Genomic DNA, 25,186 nt, shown 5'->3' with positions numbered 1-25,186 from the left:
AATGTTTGGCAGTTTGTAAGAATATATTTACTTCGCTGTCAATTCATTAAAACCAAATCACTTTATAACTAAATCCAAACTGAAATGAAAAAAACTACTCAATTCCTATTGTTTAGCTTTCTAATGGTATCTATGGTGACATTTGCACAGGAACGTAATTGTGCAGCCATGGACGATCTAGATAGAAGACTTCAGGAAGACCCCCAATTAGAAATGCGTATGCAACAAATCGAGGATTATACGCAACAGAAAATTCAAGAACTTAATAGCAACAGGGAGATTAATGGTGATATCATTACCATTCCTGTGGTAGTACACATTCTTTACAACAACTCGACTACCAACATCAGCGATGCTCAAATTTTGTCGCAAATTGATGTACTTAATGAAGACTTTAGAAGAACAAATAGTGATGCCGATAATACGTGGTCACAGGCGGCAGATACTCAGATAGAGTTTTGTTTGGCAACTGTAGATCCAAATGGTAACGCAACAACTGGGATTACTAGAAAGTCTACAACCCAAGAAAACTGGTATCAATCTACCAACAACATGAAGAAAACTGCGCAAGGAGGAATTGATCCTTGGGATACCAGTGAATATTTAAACATGTGGACTGTACCAAAATTACTTCGTGACAACGGGCAAACACTACTTGGTTTTGCTCAATTTCCAGGAGGACCTGCTGCAACCGATGGTGTTGTAATGGGATATAACTATTTTGGACGAATTGGACAGGTAAGCCCGCCATTCGATTTAGGAAGAACGACAACTCATGAGGTTGGACACTTTTTAAACCTTAGACATATCTGGGGAGACGGACCATGTGGATATGATGATTTCGTAAGTGATACTCCGGAATCCGATCTTTACAATTACGGATGTAATCCGTCGCACGTTTCTTGTGGGACTGTAGATATGGTTCAGAATTATATGGACTATAGTGATGACTCTTGTATGAATTTATTTACACAAGGACAAACGGATAGAATGAGGGTAACCTTACTTCCTGGAGGTGTAAGAGCTGCTTTGGGAGCTTCTTCCAAATGTGGACCACCACCGACACCAACTTGTGACGATGGTATTCAGAATGGAAATGAAACTGGAGTTGACTGTGGAGGACCGGACTGTGCTCCTTGTCCAGAACCAACTTGTGACGATGGCATCCAGAATGGAAATGAAACTGGAGTTGACTGTGGAGGACCGGACTGTGCACCTTGCCAGATCGCATGTAGCTCTACCATAACTGATTTCCCATACAACGAAAGTTTTGAGAATACATTGGGAGCGTGGACTCAGGATTCTGGAGACGACTTTAACTGGTCATTAAACTCTGGAAATACTCCATCAAATAATACAGGTCCTTCTGGAGCAGATGACGGTTCCTATTATATTTATATGGAATCATCTTCACCAAACTATTCTAACAAAAGAGCCATCTTAAATGCTCCTTGTTTAGATTTGAGTGGTGCAACTGAACCAAGCATCTCTTTCCAATACCATATGTATGGATCTTCAGCAATGGGAAGTTTAGCATTAGAAGCGACTATCGATGATATTAACTGGACTACGATTTGGAGTAGATCAGGAAATCAAGGAAACGCGTGGATGAGTGCCAATGTAGATCTTTCGGCCTATAATGGAAGCCTACTGAAACTTCGTTTCAATGGGGTAACCGGGACCACTTGGCAAGGAGATATGGCAATCGACGATCTAACTGTAATTACATCGGTACCTGCTCCAACTTGTACAGATGGAATTCAGAACGGTGATGAAACCGGTGTAGATTGTGGAGGAAGTAGTTGTGCGCCTTGTCCTGTTGGATGCGCCAATGGAGAAAGCTTACCATACGATGAAGGTTTTGAAACTTCAATTGGTCTATGGACTCAAGCTTCTGGTGATGACCTTAACTGGACAAGAGATAGCAATGGAACTCCATCTAATGGAACTGGTCCATCTTCAGGTTCAGGATCTTCATGGTACATCTTTGTAGAAGCCTCTGGAAATGGTACAGGTTATCCAAATAAGCAAGCAATCATTAACTCACCTTGTTTAGATTTAACTGGAATGTCCTCAGCAAGTTTCGACTTCAATTATCATATGTACGGTTCTTCCAATATGGGAACTATCGATCTTGAGATCAGTACAGATGACGGAGCCTCTTGGTCAAGTATCTGGAATGAATCCGGAAACAAAGGAAATAGCTGGTTATCTGCAAGTGTAGATCTTACAAGTTACGTAGGTGGAGGTGTTCAGTTACGCTTCAATCGAGTAACTGGTGGAACATGGCAAGCAGACATAGCTATTGATAATATTTCAGTAACCGCTACTGGAGGTGCTAGAAATGGAAATGACACTGCTTTATCTAATGTTACTGAAGTGGTACTTTTCCCGAACCCAGTAAGTAAAGGTGTATTGAATGTTGAAGTTACGGGTAGTAAAGCTACAGCGTATGCCATTTACAATATGCTAGGTCAACAAGTAAGCAAAGGTGCTTATAATGAGCAGATTGATGTTTCTCAATTACAAGCAGGTATGTATGTAATACAACTTGATATTAATGGAGAAAAAGTAATAGAAAGCTTTATTGTAGAATAACCAATCTAGAATAATTTTTTTTCAGAAGAACGCCCGCTTTATGCGGGCGTTTTTTTATACAGAAAGTACTTCACTATCGTCTAAAAGCGTTTCATTTCTAAGCTTTAAAAGGATTTGGGCAACTGTTACCGTATCCTTTTCACAATACATGATAATGCGATCTATATCCCTTTCCTCATAATACACATTGCGTACCTGACTCCCGTCTATGTCCTCTTTTGGAGATGGAATACCCAGTACATGTGCCATAAGCTTGAGAGAGGTAAATGTTTTGTAGTCCCCAAATTTCCATAGCTCTAAAGTATCTAGATGAGGGACTTCCCATGGTTTTTTTCCAAAGAGATTCAGTTTAAAGGGAATATCAATTCCAAGAATGATCATGCGACGGGCGATGTAGGGAAAGTCAAATTCCTTTCCATTATGTGCGCACAATAAATGCTGTGGCTTGTTAAAATGGGTTTCAAGCAGTGTTTTAAAATCAAGTAAGATCTGTTTTTCATCCCCATGAAAGCTGGTCACACGGAAATTGCGAAGGTCTCCATTCAGCTTAAAGTATCCACAGCTGATGCAGACAATTTTCCCAAATTCTGCCCAAATACCCGCCCTGTCATAAAATTCTTCCCCAGTAAAGGTGTCCTTGCGTTGATATTCGGTTTTTTTCTCCCAAAGCTCCTGAGTCACCTCATCGAGTTCCTGATAGTGTTCATGTTGGGGAACTGTTTCAATGTCCAGAAACAGTATATGCTCCAGATGGATGCGTTTCACCATTTGTCGAGTTATTTAATAGAGAGGGAGAGAATTAAAATTACTAAAAAAAGACGTTAATTCAACATCTCATATGCTTCTTCCACATAGATATAGAAATCACTGCTGAAATCCCGGCTGTCCCAAGGCCCAATGGAGTGCCCTAATCGAACAATGATGATGTCGTCTTCAGGAATAGTGATGACATATTGGCCTAAAATTCCACGCATAACGAATATGTGCTTGTTTAGGTGATCGCTCAGCCAAAAACCATACCCGTATTCGGGATCATTTTCGAAACGTTTATGGGTAGATTTGGCCACGAATGTCGAATCTAAAATTTGTCTGCCATTCCAATTTCCGTGATCTTTATACAGCTTTCCAAATCGGGCAAAATCCTTGGCATTACTAGCAATACAACAAAACGTTTTGGCCAGTTTATGCTCTTTGTCGTCTATTTGCCAAATGGCCTCATTTTCAAACCCCATGGGTTTCCAGAAACTTTCTGAAAGATAGTCTGCGATTTTTTTGTCAGTGGCTTTTTCAATAATCATCCCCAATAATTGTGTGTTCCCACTTAGGTATTTAAATTCTTTTCCTGGTTCTTCGGTAACTTTTTGCCCCAAAATCGTACTTCCTAAATCATCGTCGTAATACGCTCTAGCTGTTATGCTAAAGGGGCTGGTATAATGTTCTACCCAATCCAAACCAGATGCCATGGATGATAAATCCCCTACAGTGGTTTTCTCTCCTTTGTATTGTTCGAAAAAATCACCGATGGGTTGTTCTAAGGAGGTAATATATCCATCTTGTATGGCTTTTCCCAAAAGTGCTGAAGTAATACTCTTGGCCATGGAAAAAGAATTGGTTTGTGAATTGACGCCATAACCTTCTGCGTAGTCTTCATACCAAATACTGTCATTTTTTATGATAACATAGGCCACAGTCCCTAATTCCTTATTTGTTTCCTGAAGCTTATTTGTAGGCTGGACCGAATTATAGTCGATATGATTTGGCCAAGGTTGAGGCGCGTTGCCCTTGGCGATCGACATGTTTTCAAAATGTGGATGATCATCTATATAGGCCGTGGTATGACCCGTCATGTAGACCACACGAACACCTTTAAGAATATATTCATGATCCGTAGCATAGGCCAGTAGAACCAAGGCTATGATTAATATAAAAAACCATTTGAAGAATTTTTTAATGCGTCTCATAATTTCAAATTAAAATAGCTTACCCTGTGTTATGGGGCTTTCGTGTTCCAGCAGCCATTTTTTTCGATGCAACCCACCTGCGTATCCAGTTAGGGAACCGTCCGACCCGATGACCCGGTGGCACGGAATAATGATTGAAATTGGATTTTTTCCGTTTGCTGAGGCTGCAGCGCGAATAACTTTAGGATCGCCCAACCTATTTGCCATTTGTTGATAGGTAGCGGTTTTGCCGAAAGGGATATCGGATAATTGGGTCCAAACTTTTTTCTGAAAAGCGGTGCCTTCAGGATTAAGTTTCAAATCAAAATGAGTCCGGGTTTTATTGAAATATTCCTTGAGTTGGGTAATTGCCGGAAGCAAGGGCTCTGGAATAATTTCGGTGACTGCCCCGACATCACTTTCCTCAAATATTACAGAATGTAAACCGTCCTTATCTCCTTGTATCGCAAGACGGCCAATTGGGGTATGTAGGTATGCTTTTTCCACATATCTAAGGTACGTGTTTTTACGTATTTTTAGCTAAATGAGCCCTTTAATTGATGTAATTGCTTTGTAATCAGATGGTTTATACTTAGATTTATGCCCAAGCTCCAAACTTAACCTTATGCGAATCTCGTGTAAACTCCTTATCGTATTTATTTTTTTTGGTGTATCCCAGACGTATGGTCAACAGGATATTTCTAAAGATAGTCTTACCTCCTTATTAAAGCAGATAAAAGATTATTATTACGACTATAACTACAAAGATGCTATCGAAACGAGTGCCATCCTTGTTGAAGAAGCCACCAAATCCAAAAACGAATATTTTATCTTTCGTGGATACGATGAACTAGGCTTGGTTCATTATGCGGTTCGTGATACTGCGAAGGCACGATTCTATTTTGAAAAAGCAGTGGAACAGGCCGTTTCTACCCGAGTAGATAGCCTAATTTCTTGGTCATACAACAATTTAGGGAATGTGTATTCCGAGGACACCTCCAGATACCAGAAGAGCATTGACTTTTATGAAAAAGCCATAGCAGTAAATCGTAAAGCAGGCTTTCATGATGTGGAGAATTTGGTGCAATACATGAATATAGGCTGGACCTATTTAGATGTGAAACAGCATGAAAGGGCGTTCCCATTTCTAGAGAAGGCAGAGGCATTAATTGAAGTAAAGGAGCAGCATCCTCTTTTGATTCTAAATCTCGATATTTTATTTGGACGTTATTATTACTACAAGGGGAATAATGCACTTGCTACCGAAATTCTTGTAAAGGCGGCTGCCACCGCCGAAGCCGATAATTACTTGGAGCAGGCATCCCAATCCCACGAATACCTTTCCTTGGTTTACGAGCGCGCCGGGAAATTTGAATTGGCGAGCCAAAGCCTTAGAAAACAAAGTGAAATAGACAAGGAAAGATATGAGTTGGGGAAAGAGCTCAGTATGTATGAGGCCAGTGCAAAGTTTGAAGTAGAACAATACCAAAAGGATTTGGAGATTGCCAAAAAAGAGGAGGCACTAAAGGACGCTCTTGTGGCAAAGTCCCGTTTGGTCCTTGCCATTTTTATTGCGGCTTCCCTTGTGTTGTTAATTGGGCTTATCTTGTTCTACCGACTTCTAAAAACACGAAAAAAGCTAATACATAAACTAAGGGAAAACAATAGGGAGCTCACGGAAGCCAAAAACCAAGCAGAAAAGCTTTCAAAACTAAAAACCCAGTTTTTTTCTACGGTGTCTCATGAGTTGCGTACTCCATTATACGGAGTCATTGGGCTTTCCTCTATTTTAATGGAAGACAAAAAACTCTCTTCCCATAAAGACGACCTAACCTCCTTAAAATTCTCTGCAGATTATTTATTGGCACTCATTAATGACGTGCTTACCCTAAATAAGATGGATGCCGACGGGATCAGGATTGAAAAAACACCATTTGTGCTCAATTCGCTTTTAAAAAACATAGCAAAATCGTTTGCCTTCAGTTTAGAACAAAACAACAATAGAATTCATTTGCACATGGACGAAAGTCTTCCTGTACAAGTACTGGGGGATTCTGTACGATTGTCTCAAGTTTTGATGAATTTGGTTGGCAATGCGGTTAAGTTCAATGAAAATGGAAATATTTGGGTATCGATTAATTTATTGGAAGTGACCCCTTCAGGTTTATACAGAACCCTATTTACTGTTAAGGATGATGGTATTGGAATTCCGAAAGACAAACAAGAAACCATTTTTGAAGAGTTTTCGCAGGTAGAGCAGAATAATTATAATTATCAGGGGACTGGATTGGGGCTACCTATTGTAAAGAAGTTACTGGCATTGTTTAATAGTGAGGTTCAGCTTATTAGCGAAGTTGGAAACGGAGCTAGTTTCTCTTTTGAAATTGATTTGAAGGAATATATAGCAGAGGATGAGAGCGGGATGAGCGAATTCACGCCAGAAGGCCTCATGCAAACATCTTCTTCTTTAGATAACTTGCATGTGTTGGTAGTAGATGATAACCGAATTAACCAGAAGATCACGCAGAAAATATTAGAGACCAGGCATTTCCAGTGTAGTTTGGCCAATGATGGTTTGGAGGCAATCGAACTGGTGAAGCAACACGAATATGATCTTATTCTAATGGATATCCATATGCCGAACATGAATGGTGTAGAGGCGACCCGTATTATTAGGGAAATGAATGATGTAACACCTATTGTTGCACTAACTGCAGTAGAAATTGCTGAAATAAGGAAGGAAGTAATGGAGGCAGGAATGAATGATATCATTCTAAAACCCTATGATGTTTCCCAGTTTCTAACGACCATCCTAAGGAATGTGAATACCATTCAGGCTTAGGAGTCTTCTTCAGGTTTATCCTTAGGCGTGGTATCTGTAAGTTCAATCCCCATGCGTTGCGCCCTTCGTGCCCAATTTTTTCTAGCGGCCACCTGCATGTCTTCAATTGCATCACTTTCATCCATGATTTCGAGGCCTAGCAAGGTTTCAATGATATCTTCCATGGTTACAATTCCAATGGTATTGCCAAATTCGTCAACGACCAATGCAATGTGCCCGCGCTTCTTAATGAAAGTCTCAAATAATTCCGGGATGGGCTTTAGGGCATCGACCACAAAAATATCCCTGCGTAATTCGCTTAGTGCCTTGTTTTCATGATCTTCAACAATTTCCTCAAGGATATCATCTTTCATTACAAATCCAGTAATGTTATGTGTCTTGTCCTTGTAGATAGGGATCCTAGAGAAACGTAGGTTCTTATGTTCGTTGTAGAAATCCTGCAGAGATGTCGTCTCATCTTCAGAAACTACCACGGGAAATGGCGTCATTACATCTTTGGCCTGAACAGACTTAAAGACCAACAAATTCCTAATTACATTGCTTTCGCTTTCCTCAAAAACCCCTTCTTTTTCGGCGGCATCGGTGATGGCGATAAATTCTTCACGGCTCATGGTATTTACATGCGCCGATTTACCGATAAGCTTGGTAGTTAGGGTCAAAACCCAAAGGATACCGGTGTATTTTAATGGAAAGATGATGGCATTTAGGGTAATGGCTGTAAATCGCCCTAACTTTTTCCAATATGTAGCTCCAATTGTTTTTGGGATAATTTCCGAAACCACAAGGATAAGAATAGTCATTATAGCAGAGACGATCCCAACAATATTGACACCTAATATTTCAACCTTATAAGGAAGCTTTTCTGCTTCAACACCTACCAGAATTGCACCTACGGTATGGGCTATTGTATTTATGGTAAGAATTGCGATTAAGGGCTTGTCTATATCTTTTTTCAACTTTGCTAATGTAGTAGCGAAGCCCTTGCCCTCGGTAGCCTTCATTTTAATGAAGGACGGAGTGAAACTAAGTAAGGCTGCTTCCAGAATAGAACATAGAAACGAGAAAAAAATGGAAAGTATCGCGTAAACGATTAATAGTGTCATTCCTTAGAAATTTCAGTAAAGATACTACTTTGTATAAACCTATTACCAACCTGAATATCTGGGGGGTTCAATTTCTTTCAAATTTAGATATACGATTAATTGGCCTCGATGATGCGTTACATGATCCTGAAGTAAATTGAGAATTTGCAATTTGCTTTTGGGGCCTGCAAAGAATTCGACGGTTTCCCCAAGGGATTCCTCAGAGGCTTTTTCTACATGAGCTGCTGTAGCATCAAAAGCGGCTTTTAGTATGGCAACAGTTTCTTCTTTTGTAGCAGGAAGTTCCCCTTTTTTTCTTTCGAAAGTTTCCTCCGAAAAATAAGTGGTACTTAGCCAGTCCATATTTCCTTTTATGTGCATAAGCTGTTCCTTAAAACTCATTTGCCGTTCGGTAGGGCTAAAATCATAAGCTTCCTCTGGCATGGCTTCCGCAATACCAATAAGGTAGTTTTTGGAGTTTTCCCATTTCTCCAAAAAGACCTCCTTTGGCGATGATTTTTGGGAAAATGCTGTAAATGAGAACACTAGAGAACAAATGAATACCGACTTTTTTATAGATTCTGTCATAATTTTTAGAAAATAGCGGGTAAAGGGTATGGTTTTTAAATAGATTGGTTATAAATTTACTGTAAGAAATTGAATCCTTGCCATAGGATTAAAGAATTAATCTCCCCAGTTGTGCTTCGTGCTCCCCAGTCGCGCGTTTAACTAAACAATTTTTAACCATGGAAAACTATCAAACACCCAAGGATTCCAATCCTTTAGACATTATTATTGAACCGTCAAGTGATGCCGCATTAGATGGCCCAAATGAAGTTATGGTGACCGTGTATCATGAAGATACTCCGAGACAGTGGCGTAAAATTACTGTGACCGAAATTTCTAACGGCATCTACAAAGCGGAAGTGGATAAGGAAATGCTTACGGACCGTCCCATCATTAAAATAAAGACCAGCTTTATTGTAGATTCCACTCAGATGCCCAGTAAAGAGCTGGTTATGCAACAAACAACAATAGACTATAACTTTGATGGGGGAGCTTCAGTGGATTTTAAATCTGCATTCGGACAGGACCCATCGGAGTATGATGATGGAAGGGCCGACGATGAAACTTTTATGGTCATTAAAAAGGTATCGATAACACTAACCTAAAAAAACAGTCATGAAAAAGTCACTATTCCTCCTATTCCTATTTGGAGCTGCAAGCCTATGGGCACAGGAAAATGCCTCTATAAACGATTTTAATTTCGAAAGTGTGAGTAATCCAGCATTTACATTGTTGGATGAAAGCCCTACACAGATTTATACCCCAGATAATATTAAAAGCCTTGCCTTGTACCTATCCAATGGCTTTGAGAACACCAATATTGCAGTAGAATTAAACCCATATTGGTACATTGATTTTGAAGGGAAGCGTTCCTATCGAAGATTTCGGGGAATACGATCGGGAAAGGATGGGGAAGACCGCATCGATCCTTTTATTGGTTTGAAAACGGACTGGTCTGTTTCCTTGGGTTATATCAACAAAACATTTACGAGTATTGATACGGCCCGAAATGTAGTGGGTTTTGGAGCTAGGACTACTATTGTACAATTGTATAGTAAGGATCGGGTAAAGAAAGTAAATGATGCTATACAACGTATCAAGGGGGGTGTTCAAGATCCACTTAATGTTAAGTTCGAAGAATACTATACCACCATGTACGATGTTGCCAAAATTGGGACAGGGAGTTGTTACGGTGTCAGAAATAGTACTGATGAGGCGCTTAAGAAGGAATTCCTGAAGTATGCCAAAGAGTTTATTGCATGGAAAGACGAGGGAATGGGTGTAGATATCCCCGAGCTTTTGAAGAATATGGGATTGGAGAATATTACTTCAGAGGATATGCTCCAGCGATATTTAGACGAACGATGCCCCTTGGTAGAGAGCTTTGTAAACAATCCAAAAAACGTTAAGCCTAACTTTAGGCTGGACGGGGCGATTGGTTACAGTATTTTATTCAAGGATAATGATATTAATTCGTCAACGGCCAATCGTTTTGGAAGTTGGTTAACGGCCGATGTGGCTTTGGGCATGTCTAAAGATCGTTACTTACACATTTTGGCCATTGGAAAATATATAGACGATGGTTTTCAGTTGGATGCCAATGGGATGTACACAAGTACTACTTTCTGGGATTATGGAGCTAAGGTGGAATTAGAGATAGACAAATTCACTTTTTCCTATGAATATTTGGAACGTTCAGGAAATGATGATCAGTTCCGTTCCGTGGGGAATATTACCTATCAGCTAAACAATAACTTGTCCCTTGTGGGTGGTTTTGGAAAGGATTTTCCAGTTGACGACAATTTAGTGTCTATTTTAGGAATTAACTGGGGCTTGAATTCTGGAGAAAAATCGTTTAACCAGCAATAAGCTTCACCACGTCTTTTGCAAAGTAACTTGCTATTATGTGAGCCCCGGCCCTTTTAATAGCAGTTATTTGCTCCATCATTACTGCATCATGATCTAGCCACCCTTTTTCGGCGGCGGCTTTTATCATGGCGTATTCACCACTTACCTGATATACCGCAACGGGGACTTCGACTTCGTTTCGAATTTCACGAACTATATCCAGGTAGGCAATTCCGGGTTTGACCATCACAATATCTGCACCTTCATCTATGTCCATTTCCGTTTCCCTAAGTGCTTCGTCCCGATTGGCGGGGTCCATTTGGTAGGTCTTTTTGTCCTTTGGAATATTGGCCATATCTACGGGAGCACTATCCAATGCATCCCTGAACGGGCCATAAAATGCGGAAGCATACTTAGCACTGTAGCTCATGATTCCAACATTTGTAAAGCCTTCATCTTCCAAAGCTTCACGAATCGTCAATATCCGCCCATCCATCATATCACTTGGTGCTACAAAATCGGCACCGGCTTCTGCATGCGAAAGGGACATATCGGCAAGTATTTCTGCAGTATCATCGTTTACTATAATGCCGTTTTCAACAATACCATCATGGCCATAACTGGAATAGGGATCGAGTGCGACATCGGTCATGACCAGCATATCCGGGCAAGCATTTTTAATTGTTTTAACGGCCCTCTGCATTAAGCCATTAGTGTTCAGCGCTTCACTACCCTTATTATCCTTCAAGGAATCAGGAACTTTTACAAAAAGCAATACACTTTTAAGGCCTAGTGACCATAATTCCTTAACCTCCTTCTCCAATAGATCTAAACTGTAGCGATAGTAGTTGGGCATAGAGGTTATTTCTTCTTTTATGCCTTTTCCCTCTACCACGAAAAGGGGAACTAAAAAGTCGTTGGGTGTAATAATGGTTTCGCGCACAAGGCTGCGAATGGCTTCAGAAGTTCGTAAGCGTCTGTTTCTACGTAAAGGGTACATATATTTGAATTAATGAACCCACATTTTTGGGCTCTGTAAGACTTTAATCAACTTTTCTTCTTCACTACCCGGTTCCGGATGATGATCATATTTCCACTGCACATGAGGGGGAAGACTCATTAAGATACTTTCTATTCGGCCATTGGTTTTCAATCCGAACAAAGTGCCTTTGTCGTGCACCAAATTGAACTCAACATAACGCCCCCTTCTTATCTCTTGCCAATTCCTGTGATCTTGGGTATACGGAATATCCTTTCTTCTTTCCACAATGGGAACGTAGGCTTGTAAAAAACTGTTCCCAACTTCGGTCACAAAATTATACCAAGATTGCATGTTCATGGATTCACTTTTTTTCAGATAATCGAAGAACAAACCTCCAATTCCCCTTGATTCGTTGCGGTGACTGTTATAAAAATATTCGTCACAACGTGTCTTGTATTTTGGATAGAATTCTGGATCGTGTGCATCGCAAGCCTTCTTGCAAACCGAATGAAAGTGGACGGCATCCTCTTCAAAAAGATAGTAAGGAGTAAGATCCTGCCCGCCACCGAACCACTGATCTACAATAGCACCATCCTTGTTGTACATTTCGAAATATCGCCAATTGGCATGTACGGTGGGAACAAAGGGATTTTTAGGATGCAACACCAAACTTAATCCACATGCGAAGAAATTGGCATCTTTTACACCAAAGTACTGCTGCATGCTTTCGGGCAAAGTCCCATGTACTTCACTAATATTGACACCCCCTTTTTCGAATACTTTTCCGTTTTCAATAACACGGGTGCGTCCACCACCACCTTCGGGTCGAACCCAAGGATCTTCTTTGAATACCGCTGTACCATCTATGGCTTCTAATGAAGCTGTAATGCTATTCTGTAAGGTTTTTATATAGGAAACAAATTGCTTCTTCATGATTTTTTTTCTGAATGGATAAGCCGTAGGGTTTCGGTAGTAGCTGCGGTTACAGATAACGGGAGTACAAGTATAATACCGATAACGGGGATGATTAACATAGCCATGAATACAATTCCGTTACCCGTGGCAACGCCACTATGCTTTCTTACAAATGGAAGGCTTTCTGAATAACTATAATGCCGTTCTAAAGTGTAGTCCATATTTCCAAAACCGGCGTAATACGACTGTACCAAGAACAGCAAAGGTGTGGTCAAGATATTCACCAATGGTATTAAGCTTAGCAATAAAATAGGAATAGACAGAAACAATTCCATTAGAAGATTGCGAACATTTATTCGAATACCACGCCACAATTGTGACATAAAGGATGTCTTGCGGTGTGAATGGCTCACTCCAGTAATATGGGCTTCTATTTTTTCTGAAACAGGGCTCATGAAGGGTGCACTTAAAGCCATTACTATATGTTTGTACAGAATAAAACCGATAGCCACTATCAAGAAAACACCTAATACTTCACCGATAGTGTGAAACGTCTGCGAGCCCCATTCCCAAATCCAGATTTTATCGATGAGGTTAGCTATATTATCTTTCCATCCCCAAGCTGCAATTCCGATTACAGAGGCTGTAACAAGACTAATGAGCATGGGAATGCCGAAGTACTTCCATAGCCCGAGCTCACCTATTAACTTGAAGGTGCCACTATATGCCTTTATCCCTCGAAAAATGTTTTTTATCATCTCATTCAGTTATGTAGACAAGTTGGGTTTCGTACTTTCGTATTTCTTCAATATGCTTCACTTTTTGCGCATTTTCCGCCATTTTCTGAACCAAATTAACCATTTCTAACTCATTTTTGTCCAAAATCGTTAAAAACAGTTCCCTTCCAATTCGATTGTTGTGGAAATCCATTTCCTGATCGAAATTGTCATTTTTTGTTGCTTTTTCGTATAAATCGGTTACTTTTTGAGTGAAAACGATACTTTTTTGAACATTTTTTGTTCTTTTCAGTGTTTTATGGCTAATCCATATATTCCATAAGGCATGCCTGAAAGCATTTGCTTTATTGCTTTTATGATGACTTTTACCATACAACTCATTACAAATTGTAAAGGTCTTTTTCGTGGCTTCCCAAGTGGGCCAAATTAACAAAGGGTGTGTTAAAAACAACCATCCGAAATGGAGGATTCCTTTTAGACTCAATCTTTGTATGCGCGCCCAAAGGTTCAAGCGTCTTCTGAATATTCTTTTACTGCCTCTACAAAGGCGCCCGCATTTTCGATCGGGATATTAGGCAGAATTCCGTGTCCCAGGTTCACTATGTATTTGTCCTTACCAAATTCCCGGATCATTTGAGTGACCATTTTCTTTATTTCTGAAGGTGGGCTCAATAGGCGGGAAGGGTCGAAATTTCCTTGCAATGTAATATTCCCCCCAGTTAAATAGCGTGCATTTCTGGCGGAGCAAGTCCAATCCACCCCAAGGGCCGAAGCCCCACTTTTGGCCATTTCATTAAGGGCAAACCAACAACCTTTACCAAAAGCGATAACATGGGTGTCGTCTTTTAAGGCATCAATAATTTGCTGAATATATTGCCAAGAAAACTCCTGGTAATCGGTTGGGGATAACATTCCACCCCAGCTATCAAAAACCTGAACTGCATTCACCCCATGTTTCACTTTTTCCTTGAGATAGGCAATTGTGGTATCGGTAATTTTCTGAAGAAGCTCATGTGCCGCAACGGGCTGGGTAAAGCAGAATTCTTTGGCCATGGCAAAATTTTTGGACCCTTGCCCTTCCACACAATAGCATAGTATGGTCCATGGGCTTCCTGCAAACCCGATTAAGGGAATGTCGTTATCTAGCTTTTCCTTGGTCATATCAATGGCATCCATTACATATCCAAGGGTTTCATTTACGTCTGGAACAATAACGCGATCTAAGTCGGAGGGTTTCCTAATGGGGTCTGGCAACCATGGGCCAATACCCGCTTTCATTTCCACATCTATATTCATTGCTTGTGGAATAACCAGTATATCACTAAAGAGAATGGCCGCATCCATACCATAGCGACGAATGGGCTGCACTGTAATTTCACTCGCTAATTCTGGGGTTTGACAACGTGTAAAGAAATCGTATTTGGCCTTAATTTCCATAAATTCCGGAAGGTATCTTCCAGCTTGGCGCATCATCCATACGGGAGGGCGTTCTACTGTTTCTCCACGAAGGGCTTTCAGAAAAAGATCATTTTTAATCTGGGTCATATTGTAAGGTTTTTACCGCTTTGGCAATCACGCTCTCTATACGAGTCGAATTTGCTACGATTACGTTACGGGTATATTTTTTTGCTTCTTCTGCGGTGGTTTCTCCAATGCAAAAGGAAATAGCATCTTTAGTGTTGTTTTCGGAAAAATAACTCTGCACTCCACTAGGGCTAAAAAATAGGATTCCATCCCATTTTTGATCGAATTTTCGTGGTTTTTGCTCAGTTTTATAGGTTTTTATTTCAAAAACCTCAATTTTTTCATCTTTTAGTCGATCTGGCAATTCGTCCCGTCTTTGCTCTCCACAGAAATAGAAAAAAGTTTCTTTTTTATAGTTTTTTGCTATAAAATCACCCAATTCAGTTGAATTTGAAGCCATTTTAACCACATTTTGATCATTTTCTTCCAAAAAGGACATTGTTTTAGGTCCTACGCAAAACCAATTTGAAACACTTGTTTCACTTTCCAAAACGGGTTTTGTACCATTCATACTACTAACAATGGCATTATCTATTTGTTTGGGAGCATCGAAATGAAGTCGAACGATCGATATGGCATCATATTCCACAAATCGAACCCCGGAATTAAGCAAAAGCTCCTTTTGGAAAAGTGACAATTTTTTAGTGGATAGGATGGTTTTCATTTGCTTTAGGTACCGGCCTTTTATTTCTGGGTTTGGGCTTTAATTTCGGACATCAATTCTGCACCACCAGCTTGCAATAGTTTCCTTGCACATTCTTTTCCGAAGTTATTGAATGCTGCGGTTGTAATGGTTTCCTCGACTGTCAAATTTTTAGTGCCATCCAGAGCAAGCAGACATCCTTTAAAATGTATGTTGTCACCATCAATTTTGGCTAGGGCCCCAATGGGTGCGGTACAACCTCCTTCTAACACCTGCAGAAATTCCCGTTCGACGTGTGTTTCAATTTCGGAGGGCCTGTGGTTTAGTTTTGAGGTGGCATCCGTACAAAAAGCATCATTGGCTAGGGCAACAACTACCATTGCCCCTTGAGCAGGAGCTGGGATCATCCAATCCAATTCCAAATGATTTTCCGGAAGTACGTCAATACGTTGGAGGCCCGCTTTGGCAAAAACTGCCCCTTGCCAAGTGCTATCCTCGAGCTTTTTCAATCTAGTGTTTACGTTGCCTCGTAAACCCACCACTTCGTGTTGGGGATAGCGATTAAGCCATTGGGCTTTTCGCCTTAGGCTTCCAGTTGCTATGGTGCACTTTTCATTTGTATTAAAAGAGCCTTTCGTTACTAAAACATCCTGTACACTGGCTCGCGGTAGCACTGCGGTTTGAACGATACCCTTTGGCAACAAGGTAGGCACGTCTTTCATACTATGAACGGCGATATCTACCGTGCCATTCAGCATGGCTATGTCTAAGGTTTTGGTAAAGATGCCAGTAATTCCAAGTTCGTACAATGGTTGGTCCAATACCAAATCCCCTGTGGATTTAACCGGGACTAATTCCGTGAGATATCCAAGATTTTCCAATTGTTCCTGTACGGTTTTGGCCTGCCATAGGGCCAATTGGCTATCGCGGGTTCCTATTCGGATGATTTTGTTCACGATTGCTGGTTTTCTAATTGGAATACCTTACGGATAAGATGAATACTTTCAGAGGTTTCTATCGAATCGTCCTTAAGGTGGTTAGCGAAATGCTTGGTAATTTGCTGAATGATGCGATCGCTAATAATTTCTGCCTGTTCCGTATCGAAATTGGCCAGTTTTCGTCTCTGATTATCAATTTCACCTGCTTTTATCTCAGAAAGCTTAGCCTTTAAGGCTTGTATGGTAGGCGCAAAACTGCGGTGTTCGGCCCAAACATTGAATTCGGATTCGATTTCCTGAATGATAGCCTCGGCCAAAGGCACTTGCGATTGGCGATGTGCAAGGGTTTGGTCGGTAACACGCGAAAGTTCGTCCAGGTGAACAAGGGTTACCCACTCATTTTGTGTGACATTGGAATCCACATTCTTCGGAATGGACAGATCCAATATAAGTAGGGGCTTTTTAAGATGTAACAGTGATTTATTGATTGTAGGCCGATCAGCACCTGTGGCTACAATAAGTACATCGCTTTGGGCAATTTCACTCTGTATATTGGCAAAGTCCTTCACGAGGAGGTTGAATTTACCGGCCATCTTTTCCGCCTTAATTTTAGTGCGGTTAACGAGGGTAATATGATCGTTCTTGGTATGTTTTATAAGGTTTTCACAGGTATTACGTCCTATCTTCCCGATACCGAAGAGGAGAATATTTTTTTCGGAAACGTATGGCACGCGGGCCATAATATATTGTACTGCTGCAAAGCTTACTGAAGTTGCTCCCGTTGAGATTTCAGTTTCGTTTTTTATTCGTTTACTGGCTTGGATCACAGCGTTCGCCAGGCGCTCCATAAAAGCATTTAGCAACCCCTTTTTCTTCGAATTTCGGAAGCTTTGACGAAATTGACTGATAATTTCGAAGTCACCCAAAATTTGGCTGTCCAATCCTGTCCCTACTTTGAATAAATGCTGAATGGCATGTCTTCCTTTGTGCACGTAAGCCACTTTTTCAAATTCCTCCACTGTTCCATGCGTATGTTCACAAAGGAGCTTAATAAGTTGAAATGGGTGCTGTGCAAACCCATACATTTCTGTTCGGTTACAAGTAGATATGATACTTAAGGAAGTGATTCCTTCCTCTTTGGCTTGCTCAAGGATATTGTTTTGCGCAATTTCAGAAACACTGAAATGCCCCCTTATTTCGGCATCGGCCTTTTTGTAATTAAGGCCAATAGCATAGAAATGTCCTTCTGAAGTAATTGAAAAATGTCTTTTAGCGTTATTTTTCATAGCAACGATGCAAAAGTAAAAGAACCCAAAATGAAAAAATAACGCTAGCGGTATCAATAATATCGAAAACTGTTAATTTTGCACCAACCCATGCCGAAAGGTGATAAATGTCATTATATTTAGGGGTTGACAGCTCATAATGAAAGATTCAGTTTAGAATGATTCTAAATAAAAAGATAAAACTATGGAACTAGATGCTCAAAAAAATATCGCTCAAGGTATTTATGAAGAAACCATAGTCGAGGAGGGTTTTTTAATCTTGAAATGCAGTAATGAAAGTGATGATAATCAGTTGTTTAAGCGCGAGGTTAGCTCTAGTTTTATTCAATTTCATTTTTGTGTAAAGGGCAATGCGTCCTTCAGCTTCAATAATGGAAACTACAGGTTGCCCATTCAGGATAATACCTCTCTTTTATTGTACAACCCTGAGCGCGATTTACCCATAGAAGTATCGGTAAGTCCTCATTCTTGGGTGCTTTCGGTGTTATTACCTATTAAGAAGTTCCATACGTTTTTCTCTACCGATGCACATTATATCACCTTTTTGAGTGAAGAGAATAAGGATCGGAAATATTACAAGGACGGGCGTATTTCCCCTTCCATGTCCATTGTCCTCAATCAATTGGTACACTATAACTTACATCCTTCGGTAAAATCCTTGTATTTCAAGGGTAAGGCGTACGAACTTTTAAGTCTTTATTTTAACCGCGAAGAAGATGTGGATGTGGAGCAATGTCCCTTCCTTGTAGACGAACAGAATGTCGCGAAGATTAAAAAGGCCAAGGAGATTGTTATTTCCAGAATGTCCGAACCGCCCACCTTGCAGGAAATTGCGGATGAAATTCAGTTGCCCATCAATAAATTGAAAGAAGGTTTCAAACAGATTTATGGGGATTCGGTATTCAGTTTTCTATTCGATTATAAAATGGAAGTGGCACGACAACTTTTGGCATCAGGCACCCACAATGTAAATGAGGTAGGCCATAAAGTGGGGTATAGTACCGCCAGTCATTTTATCTCGGCCTTTAAAAAGAAATTCGGAACCACACCCAAGAAGTTCGTAATGGGATTGAACGGTTAAGTTAGTCTTTTAGGTAAGCGGCGAGACGCTCTTTGATGAAATAATCCCAACCGCCTTGACAACTTTCCCTTTTGAATTCCGGAATGTCCTGAGGAAAGGAGTCCATGCCCAAGGCAGAAACAGTCAATTGTGAGCCTTCAGGAATTCCTTTAAGTTCGAAGATCACCGTGCCTTCACCGTCGTATTCTTCATAACTCCAATGATAGGTTATTCTTTTCAATGGAATCACCTCGGTTATCTCCCAAAGGTGGGTAAAAGTACGTTCCCCGGTGGATACGGGGAATTGCACTCGAAACCTTTTTTCGGCCTTAAAATCTGGAATATTTTCGAAAAACCATAGTGTCATCTGTTCAAGCTCGGTGATAGCCTTCCAGAGGGTTATTTGGGGGACTGGAAATGATGCTTTTGTGATTATGGGTTCCATCTTATTTCTATATATTCTAAAGTTACGAAGTTCATTTCAACTTTACCATCTTTTTAAGAAGCCTGTATCGCTATAGAAGTTATTTTTGTTCCTCTTGAAAAAGCCAATTATGAAGAAAGGTGTACTACTTGTGAATTTGGGTTCCCCAGATAGCACCGATCCTAAAGACGTAAAAAAATACCTGGACGAATTTTTAATGGATCCTCGTGTAATTGATGTACCCCGCTGGGCTAGGATCTTATTGGTTCGCGGTATTATATTGAATACACGTCCCAAAAAATCGGCCGAAGCCTATGCCAAGATATGGTGGGAGGAAGGTTCGCCGCTCATCGTAATTTCGGAACGCCTTCAGGCAAAGGTTCAGGAACGGATCAATATTCCGGTCGGTTTGGCAATGCGTTATGGTAGTATGACCCTTAAGAAGGGGCTACAAGCTTTGGTAGATCAGGGTGTGGAGGAAGTGCTTACCATACCTTTATATCCACAATTTGCAATGGCCACTACCGAAACGATCGATGTGAAGGTAGCTGAGCTGCAGCAGGAATTTTTCCCAAACTTAAAGGTTACCTCCCTCCCTGCTTTTTATGAACGTGAGGAGTATGTTGAGGTGCTTTCCAAGAGTATTGAGGAAAACCTGGATGGATTGGATTATGAACATCTTTTGTTCTCCTATCACGGTGTTCCCGAGCGGCATATCAAGAAAAGCGATATTACAAAATCCCATTGCCAGATAGATGGTAATTGTTGTGTAACTGCTAGCAAGGCGCATCAGTTCTGTTACCGCCACCAATGTTTGGAGACGACCCGTAAAGTGGCAGAGCGTCTTCAGCTTAAGGAAGGAACCTATTCTACTTCCTTTCAAAGTCGTCTCGGATTCGATCCGTGGTTACAACCCTATACCGATCGAACTATCGAGCGTTTTGGAAAAGAAGGTATAAAAAAGATGGCTATTGTCACCCCTGCGTTTGTAAGCGACTGTTTGGAAACGCTGGAAGAAATTGCCATGGAAGGGGAAGAAATATTTCATGAAGTAGGAGGAAAGGAATTCACAACCATCCCTTGTTTAAATGATCGGGAGGACTTTGCTCAATTGCTTGCCAATTGGATTGAAGAATGGCGCATGGTAGATGTAGAAACGGCGATCGCATAAATGGCGAGAAAATCCACAAAACTGGGCACGGAACCCATTAGCAAACTGTTGATTCAACAGGCGGTTCCGGCTTCCATAGGTATTTTGGTTATGTCCCTGAACATGATCGTGGATACTGTTTTTGTGGGACGCTGGATCGGTTCCTTAGCCATTTCGGCCATTACTGTGGTGGTACAACCCACTTTTTTTATTGCCGCCATTGGTCTTGCCCTGGGTATAGGAGGAAGCTCCGTCTTGTCGCGGGCATTGGGAGCGGGAAACCATGCCAAGGCACTTAGGGTATTCGGAAACCAAATTACCCTTACTTTTTTTATCGCCGGAACTCTAGCGGTACTCGGATTGATCTTTCAGGATAGGCTTATTGTTTTTTTTGGTGCCGATGAATCCTTTAAGGAAATAGCGCTTACGTATTATCGTATTGTCCTTTATGGAATCGTAATGTTGGCCATGTGTATGATGGGGAATAACGTGATCCGTGCCGAAGGCAAACCTAAATTTGCCATGTACGCCATGCTGTTGCCAGCCATTGGTAACATTGTTATGGATTATGTGCTCATCAAGATCTTAGGTATGGGAATGGAAGGTGCCGCTTGGGCCACTTTCATTAGCTATGCTATTTGTTTGGCCTTTATCCTTTGGTTCTTCATTTTTAAAAGTGAATTACGCCTTCGTTGGTCATCATTCGTTTTGCAAAATAAGCTTGTCAAGGAAATTGCAGGGTTGAGTTTTGTTACGTTTGCAAGACAAGCAGTCATTGCAGTCTTGGGGATATTGCTCATTAATGTACTGATTCGTTATGGCGATGCACTGGATGTGGCTTCCTATGGGATCATTAGCCGTATGCTTATGTTTGCCCTTTTTCCTATCATTGGTGTAAATCAGGGGTTTTTGCCAATTGCTGGGTACAATTATGGAGCGGGAAAATTTGGAAGGGTTCGCGAATCTATAAACACCTCAATAAAGTATTCTTTGATTTTGGCTATATTGGTGTTTGCCGTTATCATGTTCTTTCCTTCCGAAATTGTATCTGTCTTTTTAAGTAATGCAGATAATCTGGATGCAGAGACCATTGCCAATAATGAAGAAATCTTAAAGCGCACCCCGTCTGCATTGCGATGGGTATTTGCACTTACCCCCGTTATCATTATTCAGTTAATTGGAACGTCTTACTTTCAGGCCATTGGTAGGGCAGTACCTGCATTATTGCTTAGTCTAACCAAACAAGGCTTTTTCCTGATACCTTTATTGTTAATTCTTCCCCCTTTTATTGGAGTATTTGGGGTGTGGATATCCTTCCCCATAGCCGATTTTCTGGCAACTGCCGTTACGGGGTACTACTTAAATAAAGCGGTACGAAAGGAATTGCTGGAATAACGGGGATGTTTTGGGGGATCACTACTCCTTGATTACCTTCTCAATCAATGTACCGTAAGGCGTTGCAACCTTTAATATTAGAATGCCGGTATCCAGATGGGCAAGGCTAAGGGATGGCGTAAAACCTTCCTGTAGTAAGAGTAATTTTCCCGATAGATCGTGAACGGAAATACTATTAATTTCTAGAAGCCCCGAGTTATTTATATTCAAGTTGTCTTTAATAGGATTGGGATAAAGCCGAATAAGGTTGGCCAAGTAATCTTGAGTGCCGAAGCTACAGTCATCGGTAATGATGGGGTTGTTGTCTATGGTCCAGCTGTCGTAAGGGGGGTCGGTACCTGCAATAACGGCAGCAGGGTCGTCCACTTGTATGCATTGCAGGTTTGGACTAAGAATTATTTGTAGCCAACTCAATCCTGTGTTGTTACCACTTTTTAAGTTTAAGTTAACTAAGGACTCCATTTGACTAAGTTCAAAAAATGTAATATTGGGATTATTGGAAGCATCAAGAAATTGTATATCCACTAGGGATAGGCTAAAATGTTCCAATAAAGTGTTTGCCGAGATGTCCAGTTCATCGATAGTGCTTGTATAGGTGCCCAAAGGACTATTTAAAAAGAGAGAGAAATCTTCTAAATTGATATTGTTACTAATATCCAAGCTGTTCAAGCTTACATCCTCGATGTTTAACTCCCTTAAATTAAGATTGTTGGAGATGTTTAACTCCTCTATATCCATTATTTCAATTTTAAGAACTTCCAGACTGGTGAAATCCTCAATGCCAGTAAGGTCGGTTATAGGCATCCCAAGAAATATGAGCTGTAATTCATCTTCTATGTCACTGGTTAATACTTGCCCATTTACCACCCCGTCGGTGTCTATGCCCGAATCAATTAGAAACTGTTCAAAATTGGTATCAGGAATCAAGGTAATTTGGGAGAACGCACTCCCGAAGCATAGCAAGCATATGGAGGTAAGTATTACTTTCTTATAAATTAGATGCTCCATAACATCTAATATAATATAGTACTGACCAAAAACTTCGGCTAATCAAAAGTTTTTTGAGCAACATCATAAAAAAAGGAGCCCTTTTTGGGACTCCTTTCCTTATTTTTTATCGATGTATGAACTACCAGATCCTAACTCGATCTTCTGGAGCTAACCACATGCCATCCCCATCTTTAATATCGAACGCTTCATAAAAGGAATCGATGTTCAATAGTGGTTGAATAGCACGGTACTCTCCTGGTGAGTGCGTGTCGGTTTGAACCTGAGTGCGCAAAGCCTCATCTCTAATCAAGGTTCTCCAAACAGTGGCCCAACTCATAAAGAATCGTTGTTCTGGGGTGAAACCATCAATGTTTTCAGGACGACCGTTTTCACCCATGAATTTTTGAAGGCCATCATAGGCTCCCAATACACCACCTAAGTCACCAATGTTTTCACCTAGGGTATATTCTCCGTTAATAAACACACTATCCATTACCTCTATGGCGCTGTACTGATCCGCTAGTTTCTTTCCACGGGTTTTAAACTCTTCCAGATCACTATCGGTCCACCAGTTCACTAAGTTTCCGTCAGAATCGAAACGGGAACCACTATCATCGAAAGCGTGAGAAATTTCGTGTCCAATCACTGCTCCAATTCCACCATAATTTACGGCCTCATCGGCTTTGTAATCGTAGAATGGAGGTTGTAAGATAGCTGCCGGGAATACAATTTCGTTGTTAAATGGGTTGAAATAGGCATTCACCGTTTGTGGGGACATTCCCCATTCGGTACGATCTACGGGTTCGTTAATTCTGGATAAGTTATCATTGAAGTCCCAACGATCTACAGCTATCATATTGTCGTAGTAGCTATTTCCTGGAGTTACTTCCATGTCCGAATAATCTTTCCACTTATCGGGATACCCAATTTTAACGGTGAATTTGTCCAATTTAAGGTGAGCTTTGGTCTTGGTACTATCGCTCATCCAATCCAGTGCTGTAATTCGATCCTTAAATGCTTCAATCACATTAGCGATCATTTTTTCTGCCTTTTCCTTGGCTTCGGGAGGGAACATTTCATCTACGTATAATTTCCCAAGGGCTTCCCCAACACTTCCATTAACAGTAGCCAAGGCACGTTCGTCCGCTGGTTTTTGTTTTTCGGCACCCCTTAGGTATTTGCTGTAGAATTCCCAATTGGCTTTTTCGATATCTGTGGTTAAGTATCCGGCAGCTGCATCTAAAGTGGACCAGCGCATCACGGTTTTCCAAGTTTCCACATCGTTTTCTTCGAAAATTTCCTGAAGGGTTTCCATATAGGTAGGCTGCATTACCAATACAGTATCCACTTTTTTGGTTACGCCCATATTCTTAAATACATCCGACCAAGTTATGGCTGGCACCATTTGCTGTACTTGATCCATAGAACGGGGATTATTGAAATTCCTGAAATCCCTACTGGCTACTTTATCCAATCTCGGTGTTGCCAATCTGGTTTCGAAGGCCAAAATGGTTTCAGCTTGTTTTTGGGCATCTTCCTCACTGTCTCCCAAGAATTGAAGCATACGGCTTATATGATCCACATACTTGGCTCTTGTCTCCACGGATTTTGCATCGGTTTTTAAGTAGTATTCCCTTTGTAAACCTAAGGCACCTGGAGTGATATAACAGGCATTCATACTACTATTGGATGGGTCAGAAAATGCCGCAAGGCCTAAAAAGGGCTGTCCAATTTCGACCGCATTTTCGGTAATTACTTTTTGGAAATCCTCCATATTGGTAATGGAAGCAATTTTTTCCATGATGGGCAAAATGGGAGTTACACCTGCTTGGTTTCTGGCAGCGGTATCCAATTTTGTTTCGAAAATAGCAAGAGCTTTTGCTTGGTCCGTCTCCGGTGCATACTTCCCACTTTCTTTGGCTTTGGCCAAAATTTCCAACACATTTTTGTCCGTAGACTTACGAAGAACCCCAAACCCTCCCCATCGGGTCTGATCATCTGGAATGGAATTTTCTTTAAGCCATGTTCCATTTACATAATTATAAAAATCTTCTTTAGGGCTCACGGTAGTGTCCATATTGGCTAAAATGATACCATGTTCCTCTTCACTTTCCTTTTCTTTCTTTTGACCCTCTGCACAGGCTCCGACTAATATGAGGCCGGTCGATACAAGAAGGTATTTAAATACAGTTGTTTTCATTTTTTTGGTTTAAGTTAAAGGTACTTAACGTCTTTTTGGATGACGTATAAGTAGGGAATTTTCGT

At 40.8% G+C, this 25,186-nt stretch carries 23 protein-coding genes; 7 read left to right on the top strand and 16 right to left on the bottom strand.

From position 1 onward, the window contains the following. Positions 1-84: 84 nt before the first annotated feature. Positions 85-2,598 (top strand): M43 family zinc metalloprotease, encoded by a 2,514-nt coding sequence (locus AC6JAD_RS05815; RefSeq protein ID WP_461302081.1) that lies wholly within the window; start codon positions 85-87, stop codon positions 2,596-2,598. 54 nt (positions 2,599-2,652) lie between these two features. On the opposite strand, the gene AC6JAD_RS05810 is transcribed toward AC6JAD_RS05815, so the two are convergent. The 3 genes from AC6JAD_RS05810 to AC6JAD_RS05800 are packed head-to-tail and all read right to left on the bottom strand — an operon-like array spanning position 2,653 to position 5,045. After that, entirely contained in the window at positions 2,653-3,366 is a 714-nt protein-coding gene (locus AC6JAD_RS05810; protein WP_461302082.1) for a 3'-5' exonuclease, read from the bottom strand. A 53-nt stretch (positions 3,367-3,419) separates the two neighbouring features. Beyond that, positions 3,420-4,559 carry a serine hydrolase domain-containing protein gene (locus AC6JAD_RS05805; RefSeq protein WP_461302083.1) on the bottom strand — a complete coding sequence of 380 codons (1,140 nt, stop codon included), beginning with the start codon at positions 4,557-4,559 and terminating at the stop codon, positions 3,420-3,422. A 9-nt stretch (positions 4,560-4,568) separates the two neighbouring features. Beyond that, positions 4,569-5,045 carry a methylated-DNA--[protein]-cysteine S-methyltransferase gene (locus tag AC6JAD_RS05800; protein WP_461302084.1) on the bottom strand — a complete coding sequence of 159 codons (477 nt, stop codon included), beginning with the start codon at positions 5,043-5,045 and terminating at the stop codon, positions 4,569-4,571. A 118-nt stretch (positions 5,046-5,163) separates the two neighbouring features. On the opposite strand from AC6JAD_RS05800, the gene AC6JAD_RS05795 reads away from it, so the two are divergent. Next, a complete protein-coding gene (locus AC6JAD_RS05795; protein WP_461302085.1) occupies positions 5,164-7,380 on the top strand; it encodes a tetratricopeptide repeat-containing hybrid sensor histidine kinase/response regulator in 2,217 nt (738 codons plus the stop codon). Here AC6JAD_RS05795 and AC6JAD_RS05790 read toward each other — a convergent pair. Both AC6JAD_RS05790 and AC6JAD_RS05785 read right to left on the bottom strand, forming a co-directional pair. Further along, positions 7,377-8,483: a CNNM domain-containing protein gene (locus tag AC6JAD_RS05790; protein WP_461302086.1), complete on the bottom strand. Its 1,107-nt coding sequence runs from the start codon at positions 8,481-8,483 to the stop codon at positions 7,377-7,379. The two genes, AC6JAD_RS05795 and AC6JAD_RS05790, sit on opposite strands and share 4 nt — an antisense overlap. 42 nt (positions 8,484-8,525) lie before the next feature. Next, complete coding sequence (locus AC6JAD_RS05785; RefSeq protein ID WP_461302087.1) at positions 8,526-9,050, bottom strand: DinB family protein; 525 nt, start codon at positions 9,048-9,050, stop codon at positions 8,526-8,528. Positions 9,051-9,208: 158 nt separating this feature from the next. On the opposite strand from AC6JAD_RS05785, the gene AC6JAD_RS05780 reads away from it, so the two are divergent. Further along, the gene (locus AC6JAD_RS05780; protein ID WP_461302088.1) at positions 9,209-9,634 is read left to right on the top strand and encodes a hypothetical protein; all 426 of its coding nucleotides are present in this window, start codon (positions 9,209-9,211) and stop codon (positions 9,632-9,634) included. A 10-nt stretch (positions 9,635-9,644) separates the two neighbouring features. After that, positions 9,645-10,898, top strand: a complete 1,254-nt coding sequence (locus AC6JAD_RS05775; protein WP_461302089.1) for a hypothetical protein — start codon at positions 9,645-9,647, stop codon at positions 10,896-10,898. Here the strand turns inward: AC6JAD_RS05775 and hemB are convergent. The 8 genes from hemB to hemA are packed head-to-tail and all read right to left on the bottom strand — an operon-like array spanning position 10,885 to position 17,902. Next, complete coding sequence (hemB, locus tag AC6JAD_RS05770) at positions 10,885-11,877, bottom strand: porphobilinogen synthase (protein WP_461302090.1); 993 nt, start codon at positions 11,875-11,877, stop codon at positions 10,885-10,887. The genes AC6JAD_RS05775 and hemB overlap by 14 nt on opposite strands. A gap of 9 nt (positions 11,878-11,886) precedes the next feature. Continuing rightward, positions 11,887-12,792: an oxygen-dependent coproporphyrinogen oxidase gene (hemF, locus tag AC6JAD_RS05765; RefSeq protein ID WP_461302091.1), complete on the bottom strand. Its 906-nt coding sequence runs from the start codon at positions 12,790-12,792 to the stop codon at positions 11,887-11,889. Beyond that, positions 12,789-13,532, bottom strand: a complete 744-nt coding sequence (locus tag AC6JAD_RS05760; protein WP_461302092.1) for an EI24 domain-containing protein — start codon at positions 13,530-13,532, stop codon at positions 12,789-12,791. Before AC6JAD_RS05760 ends, hemF begins: the two co-directional genes overlap by 4 nt. Position 13,533: 1 nt before the next feature. Continuing rightward, positions 13,534-13,995 (bottom strand): DUF6973 domain-containing protein, encoded by a 462-nt coding sequence (locus AC6JAD_RS05755; protein ID WP_461302093.1) that lies wholly within the window; start codon positions 13,993-13,995, stop codon positions 13,534-13,536. A 23-nt stretch (positions 13,996-14,018) separates the two neighbouring features. Then, the gene (gene hemE, locus AC6JAD_RS05750; RefSeq protein WP_461302094.1) at positions 14,019-15,056 is read right to left on the bottom strand and encodes a uroporphyrinogen decarboxylase; all 1,038 of its coding nucleotides are present in this window, start codon (positions 15,054-15,056) and stop codon (positions 14,019-14,021) included. Next, positions 15,043-15,699 (bottom strand): uroporphyrinogen-III synthase, encoded by a 657-nt coding sequence (locus AC6JAD_RS05745; RefSeq protein ID WP_461302095.1) that lies wholly within the window; start codon positions 15,697-15,699, stop codon positions 15,043-15,045. Before AC6JAD_RS05745 ends, hemE begins: the two co-directional genes overlap by 14 nt. Before the next feature lie 20 nt (positions 15,700-15,719). Continuing rightward, on the bottom strand, positions 15,720-16,634 hold the full coding sequence (hemC, locus tag AC6JAD_RS05740; RefSeq protein WP_461302096.1) for a hydroxymethylbilane synthase: 915 nt from the start codon (positions 16,632-16,634) through the stop codon (positions 15,720-15,722). Then, positions 16,631-17,902 (bottom strand): glutamyl-tRNA reductase, encoded by a 1,272-nt coding sequence (gene hemA, locus AC6JAD_RS05735; protein ID WP_461302097.1) that lies wholly within the window; start codon positions 17,900-17,902, stop codon positions 16,631-16,633. The genes hemC and hemA overlap by 4 nt, the downstream gene beginning before the upstream one ends. A gap of 184 nt (positions 17,903-18,086) precedes the next feature. Here hemA and AC6JAD_RS05730 point away from each other — a divergent pair, with 184 nt between their 5' ends. Then, a complete protein-coding gene (locus AC6JAD_RS05730) occupies positions 18,087-18,983 on the top strand; it encodes an AraC family transcriptional regulator (protein ID WP_461302098.1) in 897 nt (298 codons plus the stop codon). Position 18,984: 1 nt separating this feature from the next. Here the strand turns inward: AC6JAD_RS05730 and AC6JAD_RS05725 are convergent, their stop codons facing one another. Then, positions 18,985-19,407: an SRPBCC family protein gene (locus tag AC6JAD_RS05725; RefSeq protein WP_461302099.1), complete on the bottom strand. Its 423-nt coding sequence runs from the start codon at positions 19,405-19,407 to the stop codon at positions 18,985-18,987. A gap of 109 nt (positions 19,408-19,516) precedes the next feature. On the opposite strand from AC6JAD_RS05725, the gene hemH reads away from it, so the two are divergent. Together hemH and AC6JAD_RS05715 are read left to right on the top strand one after the other, a co-directional pair. Further along, positions 19,517-20,557 carry a ferrochelatase gene (gene hemH, locus AC6JAD_RS05720; RefSeq protein WP_461302100.1) on the top strand — a complete coding sequence of 347 codons (1,041 nt, stop codon included), beginning with the start codon at positions 19,517-19,519 and terminating at the stop codon, positions 20,555-20,557. Further along, positions 20,558-21,931 (top strand): MATE family efflux transporter, encoded by a 1,374-nt coding sequence (locus AC6JAD_RS05715; RefSeq protein ID WP_461302101.1) that lies wholly within the window; start codon positions 20,558-20,560, stop codon positions 21,929-21,931. It begins immediately after the preceding gene. Positions 21,932-21,952: 21 nt separating this feature from the next. Here AC6JAD_RS05715 and AC6JAD_RS05710 read toward each other — a convergent pair whose 3' ends face one another. Both AC6JAD_RS05710 and AC6JAD_RS05705 read right to left on the bottom strand, forming a co-directional pair. Continuing rightward, positions 21,953-22,939 (bottom strand): T9SS type A sorting domain-containing protein, encoded by a 987-nt coding sequence (locus tag AC6JAD_RS05710; protein ID WP_461302102.1) that lies wholly within the window; start codon positions 22,937-22,939, stop codon positions 21,953-21,955. A gap of 121 nt (positions 22,940-23,060) precedes the next feature. Beyond that, positions 23,061-25,121 carry a M13 family metallopeptidase gene (locus AC6JAD_RS05705; RefSeq protein ID WP_461302103.1) on the bottom strand — a complete coding sequence of 687 codons (2,061 nt, stop codon included), beginning with the start codon at positions 25,119-25,121 and terminating at the stop codon, positions 23,061-23,063. Positions 25,122-25,186: the final 65 nt, after the last annotated feature.

The sequence above is a fragment of the Aureisphaera sp. genome (assembly GCF_059726885.1).
The sequence above is the reverse complement of the archived record's forward strand: the minus strand, read 5'-3'. Positions and strand labels throughout refer to the sequence as shown.

What these genes read in the sequence shown, in the direction of transcription:
- hemH (WP_461302100.1), top strand. Translation starts at nt 19,517, where the DNA reads ATGAAGAAAGGTGTACTACTTGTGAATTTGGGTTCCCCAGATAGCACC.
- AC6JAD_RS05710 (WP_461302102.1), bottom strand. Translation starts at nt 22,939, where the DNA reads ATGGAGCATCTAATTTATAAGAAAGTAATACTTACCTCCATATGCTTG.
- hemF (WP_461302091.1), bottom strand. Translation starts at nt 12,792, where the DNA reads ATGAAGAAGCAATTTGTTTCCTATATAAAAACCTTACAGAATAGCATT.
- hemB (WP_461302090.1), bottom strand. Translation starts at nt 11,877, where the DNA reads ATGTACCCTTTACGTAGAAACAGACGCTTACGAACTTCTGAAGCCATT.
- AC6JAD_RS05780 (WP_461302088.1), top strand. Translation starts at nt 9,209, where the DNA reads ATGGAAAACTATCAAACACCCAAGGATTCCAATCCTTTAGACATTATT.
- hemE (WP_461302094.1), bottom strand. Translation starts at nt 15,056, where the DNA reads ATGACCCAGATTAAAAATGATCTTTTTCTGAAAGCCCTTCGTGGAGAA.
- AC6JAD_RS05745 (WP_461302095.1), bottom strand. Translation starts at nt 15,699, where the DNA reads ATGAAAACCATCCTATCCACTAAAAAATTGTCACTTTTCCAAAAGGAG.
- AC6JAD_RS05790 (WP_461302086.1), bottom strand. Translation starts at nt 8,483, where the DNA reads ATGACACTATTAATCGTTTACGCGATACTTTCCATTTTTTTCTCGTTT.
- AC6JAD_RS05775 (WP_461302089.1), top strand. Translation starts at nt 9,645, where the DNA reads ATGAAAAAGTCACTATTCCTCCTATTCCTATTTGGAGCTGCAAGCCTA.
- AC6JAD_RS05810 (WP_461302082.1), bottom strand. Translation starts at nt 3,366, where the DNA reads ATGGTGAAACGCATCCATCTGGAGCATATACTGTTTCTGGACATTGAA.
- hemA (WP_461302097.1), bottom strand. Translation starts at nt 17,902, where the DNA reads ATGAAAAATAACGCTAAAAGACATTTTTCAATTACTTCAGAAGGACAT.
- AC6JAD_RS05725 (WP_461302099.1), bottom strand. Translation starts at nt 19,407, where the DNA reads ATGGAACCCATAATCACAAAAGCATCATTTCCAGTCCCCCAAATAACC.
- AC6JAD_RS05715 (WP_461302101.1), top strand. Translation starts at nt 20,558, where the DNA reads ATGGCGAGAAAATCCACAAAACTGGGCACGGAACCCATTAGCAAACTG.
- AC6JAD_RS05815 (WP_461302081.1), top strand. Translation starts at nt 85, where the DNA reads ATGAAAAAAACTACTCAATTCCTATTGTTTAGCTTTCTAATGGTATCT.
- AC6JAD_RS05760 (WP_461302092.1), bottom strand. Translation starts at nt 13,532, where the DNA reads ATGATAAAAAACATTTTTCGAGGGATAAAGGCATATAGTGGCACCTTC.
- AC6JAD_RS05730 (WP_461302098.1), top strand. Translation starts at nt 18,087, where the DNA reads ATGGAACTAGATGCTCAAAAAAATATCGCTCAAGGTATTTATGAAGAA.
- AC6JAD_RS05705 (WP_461302103.1), bottom strand. Translation starts at nt 25,121, where the DNA reads ATGAAAACAACTGTATTTAAATACCTTCTTGTATCGACCGGCCTCATA.
- AC6JAD_RS05785 (WP_461302087.1), bottom strand. Translation starts at nt 9,050, where the DNA reads ATGACAGAATCTATAAAAAAGTCGGTATTCATTTGTTCTCTAGTGTTC.
- AC6JAD_RS05795 (WP_461302085.1), top strand. Translation starts at nt 5,164, where the DNA reads ATGCGAATCTCGTGTAAACTCCTTATCGTATTTATTTTTTTTGGTGTA.
- AC6JAD_RS05805 (WP_461302083.1), bottom strand. Translation starts at nt 4,559, where the DNA reads ATGAGACGCATTAAAAAATTCTTCAAATGGTTTTTTATATTAATCATA.